Raw genomic sequence first — 13,933 nt, 5'->3', positions numbered from 1 at the left:
AAGGCCGCACACAGCGGTGCGAGCTGGGTAAGCCCCGAGCCCTGCAAGCTTACCCGCATCGTCCCCCCACGCGCATTCTGAATCTCCACGACACACTCAGCGATTCCTGTCCTGGCCGCGGGTGTCGATCCGACAACGCGACAAAGGTCACGGTGTGCGGGTCGGCGGCCCTCGCGAACCCCGCGCCCTCCATGCGCTTTAGGAGCCGCGGGCCATCCACATGCAGACGCTGTGCAGTCTGTACTACCCCGTACTGCCGGGCCATCTCCACGGCCGCGGCCCATAAGGCCTTGGGGATCCGTGCGCCCCGCTGGCGGCTCTCCCGCCAGCGCTGGAAGAGCGCTCGTGTGGACTCAAACGTCTCGCCGCCCTCCGGCCCTTCCATCGTCTGCCTGGTCTCGTTCATTCGCTGCGTTCCTCATCGGTTGAAATACGCAGCGAACGTTAGCAGGGACAAAAAACCGTTTCTTGCATGCTTACCCGAAAGACACTCAGGACAGGCCCCTGAGGTGATGACGACGGGCCAATATGGCGACATCGTACCCTGCCGAAAAGGGACAAATTCCGTTGCCGTTGACACGGCCATCGTGATGCTTGGACACGCATCTCAGATCGCCTGTGGGCGCCGCGTACGCCGGCCCATTCAGCCCTACCCGCGTCGCGTATTTCCGGCGGCGCGCGCAACAACGCGCGCCCCTCGTAGTCCGGCCACCTTGTGTCTCCGAGACCGTAGAACCCTTCGTGTCGTCGGCCACGGCGATACCCATAAATCCACAAGCGTTATCCATGACTTGTCGCCGTGGCACGTCCGCCCGTGCTATCCGAGACCGTGCACGGGAAACCATGGGGCGCATGGGGTCCTGTGCAAGCGCCGTGAATCTCCCATAATGGGTCGGGCCGATTGCCATATAGATCATGCAAGTGAAGGCCACGAAATCCACCCGCACCAACTCCGGGCGACGGGGCTCGTTGCGTTAATCTTTGTGACCGATGCGTGGAGCAAAACGAGCGACCAGTGGAAAAGCATTTCCCAATAAGCGCTGTCTGATACAGAGACAGGCCAAAGTGACGAGCCGCGCCTGTCGTCGACTGACAAGGGATGTCTGCGGCGACAGGCGTATGTTTTGACAAGGATGATCCGGCGCGTTGCGGTCTGTTGACAGGCGTCCGCGTGGCACCGTTTCATGGTGTCACGCGGGCCACTTCATAAAAGACAGTGCAAGGAGCGCTCCGGTATGACAACGCCAATGTTCCATCGTGCGATAGCCATAACGAATCGTCGTAGACCTGTCCATAACGCAATCCCTACCGGTGGTAAGAACGTATTCACCCCACCGGTAACGCCATGCCCACCACCAGCTGTGTCATTGTCTCGTTCGATCCCTGTCGTGGCGCGGCGCCATCGTTCCCCACGCCGCGCGCCATCTCACTGCAAACACGTCATGCCCGGGCCGGTAGACGCGGTACGTCCACCTGGCCTTAGGCATACCGTGGAAAAAGACCGGTGCGCCCATCCGGTGCTCCCATGAAAGTGATGTCACATAAGCAGCGGTGGGCACGCCACTTCACCCGGCCCTTTATACGCTGCCTGGGGTGACGCGCCTATCTGGGCAGGGTTCTTGACCTACTGCCCCGTGCCATTCCGATTTCGAGTCACCCGGACGGGCCGGTGGTTTCCCGTAGCGGCCCATTTGACGGCCAGTCGCTGTCGGCGATTGGCGACTCCAGGGCTTTGGTATGGCAAACGGCGTATAGGGATCGCTACGCACGAAAAGAGGATTTCATGTCAGCCGGAAAGCAATTAGGCGGTTTCGTGTTCGCCACGGTCGTGACGTTCGCGATTGTGCTCGTCGTCGTCCTGTCGGGCGTCCCCGTCTCGACCCGCTCGGAGGCCTATATGAGCCTTTTCATGGTGCTCATTCTGCTCGGCCTGCGTGGACTTGGAAGGAGGATTGCGTTTCGCGAGCCGGGCGTCACGCCCATACGCGTCCTCAGCATCTTTATCGCGATATTCCTCACCGCCCGCTACCTCATATGGCGTGTGCAGTTCACGATCGGCGGGCATGGCGATCTGAGCACTGTGGCAGGAGTCTTGCTTTTGGCGGCGGAGATGTATTCGGCGGGTTTTGCGCTGCTTGGCTACTTTGTCAACGTCAACCCGCGCTGGCGCAAAGGTGTTTCGGTGCCGCCGGGCCAGCCGATGCCTGCGGTCGACGTGGTGGTGCCAAGCTACAACGAGGGCGCCGACATCCTGGAGGTGACTTTGATCGGTGCCCTCAACATGGAGTACCCGCAAGACCGGTTGCATGTGCATTTGCTCGATGACGGCGGTACCGATGACCGCTGCAAGAGGCCTGACATCGGTAAGCAATCGCGCGAGCGGCGCCTGGCCTTGCAGGCGCTTTGCGAACGTCTGGGGGTGAGCTATCACACGCGCATTCACAACGATCACGCCAAGGCGGGCAATATCAACGCGGCGATCCGTGATTTGACCGGAGAACTCATGGTGATCCTGGATGCCGACCATGTACCGACCACGGATTTCCTGGAAAAGACGGTCGGGTTTTTCGTCAAGGACCCAAAATGCTTCTTGGTACAGACCCCCCACAGCTTCATAAACCCCGATCCCATAGAGCGCAATCTCGCGACATTTGACGATTCTCCGGCGGAGACCGAGCTCTTTCACAACACCATCCAGGCCGGTTTGGATGGATGGAACGCCTCGTTTTTCTGCGGCTCGGCGGCGGTCATGCGTCGCAGCGCGCTTCTTGAGGTCGGTGGGATCCAGGGAGATACCATAACGGAGGACGCGGAGACCGCGATGATATTGCATGCCAAGGGGTATCGCAGCGTGTTTTTGAACGAGTCCTTGAGCGTTGGTCTGCAGCCCGAGACGGTCATGAGTTTCATAGCACAACGCGTGCGGTGGGCGCAGGGGGCCTTGCAGCTCCTGCGTTTCAAGAACCCGCTCGCCTTGAGAGGTCTGCGCTGGACACAAAGGATGGCCTATCTCGCGAGTTTTTCGTATTGGTTCTTCCCGTTCTCCCGCGTGATCACGATCCTGGCGCCATCGTTGTTTCTGCTTTTTGGGGTTATGGTCTACAACGCCACGACCGGGGAGTACGCAATCTACGGGGTGCCGTATTTCTTTTCGACCATGGTGTTCGCGGATCTGGTATTTGGAGAGATTCGTTGGCCGATGATGTCGGATGTCTACGAAATGGTGCAGACGCCTCTGGCTTTGCCCGCGCTGGCCGCCACCTTGCTAAGGCCACGCAAGCTCGCGTTTCGTGTAACGCCGAAAGGGGAATCCCTGGAGCAGGACTTCGTGGCGCGCGTTGCATGGATTCAATACGCGTTTCTGATCGTACTGGTGTCATCCCTCGCGGGAGGCGTGTGGCGCTGGCTCTATCACCCTCATGAGCGGCCGCAGTTGGTGTTCACCATGATGTGGGAGTTCATGAACATGCTGATCGTGGCGGCGGCCGTGGGTGTGACGCTGGAGCGCAAGCAACAGCGCAAGGAGTTCCGCATCGTTCCGGACGATCCCATTCCAGGGGTGATGATCGCCGCCGATGGGACGCGCATGGCGGCGCGCATAAGGGATCTATCGGTCGGGGGCGCGTTTCTCGAGATCAGCGATCCGGTACTGGCGGCGCGTGGTTTCGGTATCGATGAGCGTGTCACGGTGGCGGTGGTGAGTCATCGGGCGGGGCGGCATGTGGCGTTCATTCCGGCGCGCGTGACCCGGGATATATGGGGTAAGGTCGGGGTGGCGTTCGTCTTTGGCGAGAACTCCGAGAAGGCCGATATCGTTCACCTGATCTATGGCCGCAGCGAGGACTTGCGGGCGCGGCTTGCCAGGCGGCGGAGGCGGGTATCGTTGGTTCAGGCCTATGCCTATATGGGCCGCAAGGCGGTTGCCGGGTTACTGGCCAATGTCCGATTCCTTGCGCGCAGCGGGTTGGGTGGGGCGGCGTCTGCCCCCTACCGGATCGCCGGGACGCGCCGGCGGGTTTCGCGTCTGTGAGGATGAGATGCATGACAGCAGTCACGACAGAAGTCCCAATCCGGGCAAAAAGGCCGTCGCATAGGGCCGGAAGGTGGATGGCGGGGGCGCTATCGCTCTCCTTGGCGTGGGGTGGCGTACGCGCCGCCCATGCGGCCGGGGTGGCGCGTCATGAGCGAGCCGTGATGGTGAACACGTCCTTGTCCGGCCTGGCCGGCGGCAAGAAGACGGTCATGTTGCGTCCCGGGAAAGACGCCACAAATGTCTACTGGCGCGTGGCCTCTCATCATGAAGCCGTTGATGCCGCATTGGAGATCCACTATCTCGTGAGTCCCAATACGCCCAAGGGGTCGCAGTTGGTGGTGGCGGTCAATGGCAAGATCATGGGCGCGATTGTCGTGCATGCGAATCTTCCGCGTGGCCGGTTTACGTTGCGCTTGGGTCAGCGCGCCTGGGGTCATGGGCGCTATGATATACGGATCACTGAGATGCCAGGGCCCATCCCCGTGGGGACGCCGATCAAGTCCGGGAACATGTGGGCACAGATCGACTACAGTGCCTCGCAACTGCGCTACAAGTCGCACTTCCTCCCCTGGCGGCATCTGAATTTTGGCGCATTGCGCGCGGTGTTGGCGGAGTCTTCGCACCATTCGATGATGAAGCTGCGCATGGGTCTGTACGGTCCGGTCACGCCGACGCTCATGACCGCCTCGCAGGAGGCGGTGGCGGGGCTTGCGCTACGCGGTCGGGCGCACCTGCAGGTGCGGGTCGCTGAGGGCGCCAAGGCGTCGCCACTTGCGCGCGGCGCGAGGTCCGCCATCAGCGTCGTTCTGGGGCCCGCCTCGAGGCTTCCGGCGTTCGCATTGCCGGCAACGCCGATCGTCGGTCCCACTGTCTTGCTGATACACAATCCCAGGCATCCCGCCGACGCCCTCCTGGTCTTCACCGGCCAGGATGGCGCGCAGCTACTGAGGGCGGCGCGCGCCTTCGCGCTGACGAGGATGGTCCTGCCCCTTGGTCACGAATGGATCATTACCGGGGGTCGGTCGACATCCCGTACGGACCGGGGTTCGAGGGGCGTCGCCTATCCTGGCGAGAGGATCAGTCTGCGAAAGCTGGTCGGACGCAGTGCCCATCTTGGTGTCCCGCGCGCCGTTATCCCGATCCGGTTCTGGATGCCTGGTGGATTATTTGCCTCCCGCCAGAGCAACATGAGGCTCTGGTTGACGATGGCCGCCAAGCCCCGGACCCTTGCCGGACACCGGCCGGTGATTACCGTGATCGCCAACCATCACTGGATCTCGGAGTGGACGCTGACACCCGGCGTCGCGCGTTATCAGACCACGATCCCCTTCTCGGCACTCGTGGCCGGCCGGAATCGTGTGAGTTTTCATGTATCGGGGGGTAAGGCCGCCATCTTCCCGGGGTCCGCGCTGCGGCTCCCGAATACCCACCGTTATGCCGTTTTGCCGAATCTGGCGCTATGGCGGCGCACAGGCTTCCCGCTCGCGGTCGATGGCCTGGGCCAACACCTGTCGGTGTGGTATGCCGCGCGCCGACCGGCCGACTGGTCCGCGGGTTTGACCTTGTTTGCGCGTCTCGTGCAGGCCTCGCGTTCGCCCTTGCCGGGCGCCGTGGCGACCTTCACCATGCCTGTCCGTGGCAATGCGCTGGCCGTGGGCAGTTTGACATCCCTCGACCCCCGCTGGCTCGCGGCAAGCCCCATCCGTCTGGGCCGAAGAGGTATGGTCCGCGAGGCGGCCGGCGCCAGGGGCCATGGACACGCGTGGGCGGGGGCGAGTCGCCTGGGGGCCGGCCGCTATCTGCTGGAATCCCGGACACCCTACCGGCACGGCGTCATGGTGACGCTGCTTGCAAACCGTGTGGCGTGGCTGCCCGCGGCCGCCTCGCGGCTGGTGATGCCCGGGAATTGGCGCATGCTGCGTGGCGATCTCGCCTGGGAAAAGGCCGGCGGGCGATACGCATCGACCAGGATCGGTGATCGTTTCGTGTATGGCCGGCGCAAGACCGGCTGGTTCTGGGTGTTTGTGTTCTCGATGCGCCCGTGGTTGTGGGTCGCGGCCGCATCGGGCGTCATATTGTTCGCGGCCGTGCTGGTATGGATGCATGCCTTGCGCAAGCGCGCGCAGTGGCGCGCGGAGGAGGCACGATGAAGCCATCATGGTTTCGGCGCCGGCGAATCGCCCGCGGACTCACGGTGATCGCCGCTGGCATCCTGCCGTTAACGATGAGCCCCGCGGCCGCCTACGCCCGTGGCCGGGTGCACGGAAGCGGTTTTTTGGAGGCCCAAGGGGCATTCGATAGCAATGTCACGAGCAACATCTATACCCGGAAGGGACGGTCTTTACGGGCCATAAACAGCAATGAGAAGCGGATCTGGGAGGCCATCACGCAAGGTCACCTGCGCCGGGCACGGGCCTTGATCGACAAGACCGCCTCGGAGTTTCCCGGTTGGCATCCGCGCGCAGCAATGACCTTCGTGCTCCTCGAAAAATCGATCTGGATCCATATCGGGGCCGGTCGTCTGCAGGCGGCGCGAAGACAGATCGATGATCTGCGCGCTCACTATGGCCAGGGGGCCCTTGCCTCCGCGACGCGATCGGCGATCGCCGCGATGCGTGTGGTCATGAAAAATGACGAGCTATGGGGCCTTTTGGGGCACGGTCACTTATACGCTGCGCAAAGGGCGATACGTCGGATGGAGGCGGCGGACCCTGGTTATCAACCGCCCCACAAACTGCTCGCCACGCTCAATGAAGACCTGGGCCGCCGTGCGCTCGGGCGTTACGAAAAGGCCCACGACTGGGCCCAAGTCGTGATTCTGTATCACCACGAGCCGGCGATCTTCGATCGTGCCCACGCGGGGAACCGGCTGGTCTTGGCGCGGGCGTTTGCGGCTACGGGTCATCTCGGACGCGCGCGCACCGCGTTCTCGGTCCTGTTGCGCGACGCAAAACATCTGGGGCAGGCAGAGACCCTGCTCGGTCTGGCCGCCACCCACCTGACGGTGGCCGATATGCAAGCCCTCTATGCGCGCGCCCAGGCGCGCTTTCCGAGGGACTGGCGCGCCCTGCGCGCTGCGCATCTGCGTTATCTGTTGATGAAGGCGGCACGGGCGCATGCCGCCCACCATGACCGGCGGGCCCTCGCCCTGGTGGCTACGCAAGGGCCCGCCATCATGGCCCTGCACGCGGCCGCCGACGCCCGACTCATGGGGGCCCTATACGGCGCCGAAGGTCATCGCCGGGAGGCCTTGCGGTGGTGGCTGCGGGCCGCCGACTGGTCAGGGGAAACTCGCGATTGGCGCGTGGTCGGTACATTGGCGCTTGCCGATCACAACGCGGCGCTCATGGCCACGGCGATCACGCGCCTGCCCCCGGGAACGAAGGAGCGGCTACGGCTTCGCCGGCAGGCCGACTTTGTGGACGCCCTGTCGGCCTATCGGCATGGTCGATACGTCGCCACCCTGAAGATACTACGGGATGCGCGACGCCTGGGGCCGCTGTCGGCCGGGATGCGTGCGATCGAGGCCTGGTCGCTGGTGCATACCGATCGTTTCCGGCGGGCGGGGGTGCTCTTTACCGCCCTGTACCGCGCCCACCCGACCTCCGGCAATGCCGCGGGCCTCATAATCGCCGATCAGCACCTGCATGAGTTTGCCGCCGCCTATCATCTGGCCGCGACCCTCAAGGGACCGCTTGCGGCGCGGCTGCCGATGGCCACCATGGGACATCATCTCGCCGACATCAATGAGATGCCATGGCGGTTCGTGGCACCGGATGACATTGCCGCGCCCAGTCCTCGGCAGTCCTACCTGGCCGTGGGGGGTTCATGGGGGCAGCGTGGCGGCCACAGCAGCGGGCTTGCCGCGATGCGCGTGTATCAACCGTCCTTGCAGGCGCAGCTTGGCATAAATTGGCACCTGACGGCCTTTGCGCAGGTTTCCTCTCCGTTGATCGAGGACGGGCAGCCCGCCTACGGTCAGCTGCCGATGATGGCGGCCACGGGAGGCGCCGCACCCGCGGCCGCGCATACGATCGCGCGCATACAGGAACACCCCGGTTTTCTGCTGGGCATCGATGATCGCAGGCCCCACGCCCACTGGCGCATGGCGCTCGGCTGGACATCACCTTCGATCGAGCGCCGGGGTACGCCCCAAGGCCTGTTGCGTTACACCGCCATTCCGTCGCGTAACGGCAGCCGTTTTGGTTTTCATGTCCTGCGCGACCGGGTCCGCCAGACGCTCATATCCTATAATGGCATGCGCGAGACCCTCGACACGATGGTCGGCGGGGCCACGGTACCGGTGTCTGCCACCTGGGGCGCGGTCATGCGTAATCAGGTCGGTGCCAGCGGCTATGCGAGCGGTGGCCGCCATGGCTGGTCGTATATCGGCACCTTGCATCTCAATGCCCTTGACGGCGATAACATCCGCACCAACTATGGGGCCACCACCTATCTGGCGATGATGCGGCCGGTGTTTACCAACCACCGTTGGTGGGTGACCCTCGGACCCTCACTCTATGCCGAAGGTTACCGGCGCAACGAGGATTTCGTATCGCCCGGTTATGGTGCCTACTTCAGTCCTCAATGGATGGGGCAGCCGTCGCTGAGCGCAAGCGCAAGTCACTGGTGGCCCGGGGGTGCGATCAATGTCAGCACCGCGCTTGGCTATCAGTGGTTCTACGAGACCGGAGGCCCCTACATCGGATCGCCATCCCTGCAACGCGCGTTGGCTCCGCAGTGGGCGGCCTCGGGGCTGGTTGCCGCCCCTTACGGGGGAACCCGTGGCCACAATGTCGCAGGTTCGGTCGATGTGAACCTCACCCAACGGATCGCGGGGAGCTGGTATGTGGACACGGGCGCATCCTACCAAGCCAGTCCCGCGTTTCAAGAACTCGAGGCCGGTCTCGACATCCGCGACGTCTTTGGCGGCGAGGGGGGCCGTACTTTCATCCCGGCACAGTATGTGGCCGATATGGGTCGCTATGAATAAGGTGGTTCGCCGAGGCACCCGCACAAGCGCCTGGGCCTATGGTTTGGGCCCGCGGAGGGTATCGTGGCGCGAGCGATGGCGATATCGGTTGGCCGGACCGGCACGGCGGCGGTGGGCGCGCGGCCTGGTGGCCTTGCTGGTGGCCCTGGGCGGCTGCTCGCTCGCGGCAGCCCCGGACGGCCCGCGGCCGGATCCGGCCCGTTGGTATCGATTGTGGGGGAGTTATCAGCAACGGTTCGTCGACCCCCAGGGCCGGGTCATCGATTGGAGTGAAGGCGGTGTCACCACCTCGGAGGCCCAGTCTTATGCGTTGTTTTTCGCGCTGGTCGCCGATGACCGCGGGCTTTTTCAGAAGATCCTGCACTGGACCGAGGCCAATCTCGCGCAGGGCAGTCTGGCCCGGCATCTGCCGGCCTGGCGGTGGGGCAGGCGGCCCAACGGCAGCTGGGGCATTCTCGACCACAATTCGGCGGCCGACGCCGATCTGTGGCTCGCCTATACCCTCATTCAGGCCGGCCGATTGTGGGGGCGCGCCGACTACACCGCGACCGGGATACTGCTGGCCCGACGTATCGCCCGCGAGGAGGTGACCACGGTGCCGGGGTTAGGGCCGATGTTGCTGCCGGGTAAACACGGATTCCGGGTGACCCACGACACCTACGTCTTTAATCCGAGCTACCTGCCTTTGCCGGTCGTGGCCGGCATGGCGCATGCGATTCCGCGGGGTCCGTGGGCGGCCATCGCGCGCACGCTCCCGGTATTTCTGCGGGCGACGAGCCCTCATGGCTTTGCACCGGACTGGGTCGCCTATACGCCCGGCCGAGGTTATCATGCGGCGCCGCAAGGCTCCGTGGGGAGCTACAACGCCATTCGCGTGTATCTATGGGCCGGGATCGGTAATCCGGATACCCCGGGTGCGCGACGCATCCTTGAGTATGTCTCCGGGATGGGCCGTTATCTCCACGACCACCTGTTGCCGCCCGAGAGGGTCGACGTGGCGACGGGCGCGCCCGCCGCGACAGGCCCCGTGGGGTTTTCGGCGGCCCTCATACCCTATCTCATTCGTGCCGACCATGGGCGGGCGAGCCGCAATCAACGGCTGCGGTTGCGCGCCGATTACGATAAGGCCACGGGTCTCTATGGTAAGCCCGCACATTACTATGATGAAAACCTGGCGCTCTTTGCGCTCGGGTGGGTGTATGGGACGATACGTTTTTCCGCCCAGGGCGCGCTCGTTCCCGTGTGGTCGAAGGACGGCGCCCCCCTGTCGCGCGCGTAGCGGTCCTTGCCTCGGCGCAAGACAGGCACCGGTTTGCCAACGGACGGCGCGGGAACGGGTGGGGCAGGGCGAGGCACCGGCCGCCCGCGTTCTCGCGGATCGCGTTTTTGGGTGACCCCATCCCCAATGACGTATGCCGGGTGGGTTGCCGGGATGAAGCCGCGCATCGCGGGCGAAGGCCCCATCATCTGCCCGTGACGCCCGCCGCGAGAGGCCGAGGCTTTCCATTTCCCATCCCAGGGGTCATGATTGGAAGGGTTCCGATAAAATCCTTATATTTCCATAGTGCATAAAAGATATTGCTCGGAACGACCCGCGGGTCGTGCCCGCCACCCTTCAGGCCTCATCTCAACCACCGTGAGTTTATCCCGCCATCCCGGTGGAGTGGATGCGCGCGCCCCGCACGGCCGCTTCCGGTCCGGTTTCCGTGTATCCAGCGTTTTCGATCGGGCTTGGTTCGCAAGTCCTTGAGGGCGGCTCCCAGGCACCGCCGATCGTCCACGCAAGTCGGTTTTGGCGAGACCGATCACCCGCGTGCTCGGCCGTCGAGGGAGTCATGGCCGTGCCCGGCCCACAGGCCGCCCGATCCGCGATTGTAACCTCGGACGCTGCGCCGCTTACGCAAAAACGCAAGAGCCGTTTCACCGGTGCCGGTCCCCGGGCGGCCCTATACAGCCCGTGGCGCAGGCCCCTGTCAACACGGGCAATCTCATATATCCCGACCGCCTTCGGATCGCCATGGCCTTGTATCACCGGGAATGTCGGGATGAGGTTGGTGGCCGAGAGGTCGCCGATCGGCAGACGCAGCCCGCCGCTGCCGCCAGGTCCTGTGTTCGGTAGTGCATGCCCGCGATCGCTCTCCGGCAACCTGCCCCGCCGCGGAATCTCCGTTTGATCGCGGCATGCGCGGTCATCCGGGGGCTGACCGCCTCCGGAACAGGGGTTTCCAGTCAACAACTACTACCCTTTCACCGGGCCATAGCGGCGTCTATGCTTCATATTAGGGCTCTGGCTCTCGGGTTTTGCGACATGAGACAGAACAGGCGGCGCGTGAAGGATACGCGATTGGGGTCGGGGCGCGCGCTGCGGCGCATGAACCGCGCGCACGTCACGGCGTTGGTCGTGCTCGCACTGCTGGCGTGGGCGGTTCATGTCACGCTTGCCGATCACATCGCCGCGATCCGTTCGGATGCCCGCTCGATCAACGAGGCCGGGCTTGAGCGCATGCGCATCCAGCACGCGGCCTTGCTCGCTATGCATCTGGCGGTGGCGCCGGCGGCCGGCCGGCCCGTCCTGCGCGCGGCCCTGGACAGTCAGGCACGGCGTATCTGGCATGCCTGGCGAACGTTGCCGCCGCTACCGGCCGGAGATCTCCGGCGGCAGGGGCCGGTGAGCGCGCAGATCGCGCGTTTCGTGGGATGGCTACGCGTGGCGGCGGCGCCCGTGGCCGGTCCTGTCGATGCATCGGTCATACGCGCGATCATCCATGCCGCCGACGGGCCGCTGGCGCTGGCGGTGAACCGGCGGGTTTTCGCCTACCAACGGCTGGCCGATCATGACAACAGCGATCTTTCCGGGCTCGCGCGCGACCAGTTCTTTCTGGTGCTGGGGGCGCTCGCGGGGTTGACACTCTTCATTTTCGTGCCGCTCTCGCGCCTCACCCGTGCCGAGATCGCCAAGCTCACGGACGCCATCGCCTATAATCGCACGCTGTTCGAGTCGGCCCCCGATGGCATCATCATCATAGACGAGCGCGGGATCATAGAGGCCTTCAACCCGGCGGCCGAGGTGCTGTTCGGCTGGCCTGCGGAGAGCGCCCGCGGCCGTTCCGTCGGCATCCTCATGGCGGAACCCGATCGCAGCCGTCACGGCGGCTATTTGGAGAGATATCTGGCGACCGGCGAACGCCATGTGATCGGGCGGCTGCGCGAGGTCACGGCGGTGAATCAGGATGGTGCGCCGATTCCGGTGGAGATTTCCATCGGCGCCATCGATGGAAGGCGGCGGCGATTCGTGGGTATCGTGCGCGACCTGACGGCGCGCAAGGCCGCTCAGGAGGCCCTTGATGCCGTGCGCGGCCGTTATCAAGACCTCGTGACCAACCTCAATGTCGGCGTCTTTCGGGTCGTGGCGGGCGCGCCATCGCGCTTCCTTGAGGTCAACCCCGCGACCCTGGCCCTCTTCCGGGCCCGGACGCGTGCCGCCCTGTTGGCATGCCCCATCGACACCCTGTTTGCCGATAACGAGGACCGGCTGATCTTTTCCCGAGAGTGGGATCCGCAGACGCGGTCTTCGGATCAGGAGGTCCCGCTACGCACCCTGGACGGCGGCGTATTCTGGGCGGTGATCAGTGCCGCGCGCAAGGACGAGGCCGGGCAGGTCTACTTCGACGGAATCATGGAGGACGTCACCGAGCGCCGCGAGGCCTCGCGCGCGCTCGCCATCCTGAACCAGGACCTCCAAAAGAGGGTCATGGATCTCGATATGGCCAACAAGGAACTGGAGGCCTTCAGTTACTCGGTATCCCACGACCTGCGCGCCCCGTTGCGCAGCATAGACGGGTTCAGTCAGGCCCTGCTTGAGGATTACGCCGGCAAGGTGGATGCTGTGGGTCGCGACTATTTGACGCGCGTGCGCGCCGCAAGCCAGAAGATGGCGCAGCTTATCGACGACCTCCTGCAGCTCTCGCGGGTGGCGCGCGCGCAACTGGTCCGCAAGCCCGTCGATGTCACGGCCGTGGCCCGCGACATCGCCGAGGGTCTGCGAATCGGGGAGCCCGAACGCCGCGTGGAGTGGCGCATCGAGGAGGGCCTGGAGGTGGCGGCCGATCCCGTGTTGATGCGGCAGGTCATGGCCAATCTGCTGGCCAATTCCTGGAAATTCACCTCGAAGAAGGCCGATGCCCGCATCGAGGTGGGCTGGATGCCGGCCGACGGAGGGCGGAGACTGTTCGTGCGCGACAACGGTGCGGGCTTCGACATGGCCTATGCGGACCGATTGTTCGGCGTGTTTCAAAGGCTGCATGCCAGTTGTGACTTCGATGGCACGGGCATAGGCCTTGCCATCGTCCAGCGGATCGTGCGCCGCCACGGCGGAGACGTGCATGCCGAGGGTGCGGTTGGCGAGGGCGCGTGTTTTTCCTTTAGCATGCCGGATGAGGAGGATCTTCATGTCAGTCACCCCTGAACGCTGCATTCTTCTTATAGAAGACAATCCGGACGATGAGGCTCTGACGCGTCGGGCGTTTGCGAAGAACAAAATCACGAATCCGGTGGTTGTCGCTCACGATGGCGCCGAGGCCCTCGAGTATCTGTTTGATGAGGACATCCATGCGGCGGGCGCCAGCGGGCTGCCGATATTGATCCTGCTCGATCTGAAGCTTCCGAAGATCGACGGATTGACGGTGTTGCGACGGTTGCGTGCCGATCCGCGGACCAGACTCTTGCCGGTCGTTATCCTGACATCGTCGGGCGAGCAGCAGGATCTGGTGGAAGGTTATGGTCTGGGGGCGAACAGCTACATTCGCAAGCCGGTCGATTTCGCGCAGTTCATGGAAGCGGTGCGCCAGCTGGGCCTCTATTGGCTGGTCCTGAATACCCCCCCGCCGCCGGCTGTGTAACACCCGCCA

At 64.1% G+C, this 13,933-nt stretch carries 7 protein-coding genes; 6 read left to right on the top strand and 1 reads right to left on the bottom strand.

Going from position 1 to position 13,933, the window contains the following annotated elements; translation table 11 throughout:
* Positions 1-49 precede the first annotated feature (49 nt).
* Entirely contained in the window at positions 50-406 is a 357-nt protein-coding gene (locus C4901_RS13570) for a hypothetical protein (RefSeq protein ID WP_110137790.1), read from the bottom strand.
* Positions 407-1,783: 1,377 nt separating this feature from the next.
* Here C4901_RS13570 and bcsA point away from each other — a divergent pair.
* The 6 genes from bcsA (at position 1,784) to C4901_RS13540 (ending at position 13,924) form a co-directional block, all read left to right on the top strand.
* The gene (gene bcsA, locus C4901_RS13565; RefSeq protein ID WP_110137789.1) at positions 1,784-4,030 is read left to right on the top strand and encodes a UDP-forming cellulose synthase catalytic subunit; all 2,247 of its coding nucleotides are present in this window, start codon (positions 1,784-1,786) and stop codon (positions 4,028-4,030) included.
* Between the two features lie 77 nt (positions 4,031-4,107).
* Positions 4,108-6,183, top strand: coding sequence for a cellulose biosynthesis cyclic di-GMP-binding regulatory protein BcsB (locus C4901_RS13560; protein ID WP_205736023.1), 2,076 nt, complete (start codon positions 4,108-4,110; stop codon positions 6,181-6,183).
* The gene (locus C4901_RS13555; RefSeq protein ID WP_110137787.1) at positions 6,180-9,026 is read left to right on the top strand and encodes a cellulose synthase subunit BcsC-related outer membrane protein; all 2,847 of its coding nucleotides are present in this window, start codon (positions 6,180-6,182) and stop codon (positions 9,024-9,026) included. Before C4901_RS13560 ends, C4901_RS13555 begins: the two co-directional genes overlap by 4 nt.
* Before the next feature lie 88 nt (positions 9,027-9,114).
* Positions 9,115-10,305, top strand: coding sequence for a cellulose synthase complex periplasmic endoglucanase BcsZ (bcsZ, locus tag C4901_RS13550; RefSeq protein ID WP_205736022.1), 1,191 nt, complete (start codon positions 9,115-9,117; stop codon positions 10,303-10,305).
* 1,029 nt (positions 10,306-11,334) lie between these two features.
* Entirely contained in the window at positions 11,335-13,491 is a 2,157-nt protein-coding gene (locus C4901_RS13545) for a PAS domain S-box protein (protein WP_168185742.1), read from the top strand.
* Entirely contained in the window at positions 13,475-13,924 is a 450-nt protein-coding gene (locus C4901_RS13540; protein ID WP_205736021.1) for a response regulator, read from the top strand. Before C4901_RS13545 ends, C4901_RS13540 begins: the two co-directional genes overlap by 17 nt.
* Positions 13,925-13,933: the final 9 nt, after the last annotated feature.

The sequence above is a fragment of the Acidiferrobacter sp. SPIII_3 genome (assembly GCF_003184265.1).
In the GTDB taxonomy this organism is placed as follows: Bacteria; Pseudomonadota; Gammaproteobacteria; order Acidiferrobacterales; family Acidiferrobacteraceae; genus Acidiferrobacter.
The sequence above is the reverse complement of the archived record's forward strand: the minus strand, read 5'-3'. Positions and strand labels throughout refer to the sequence as shown.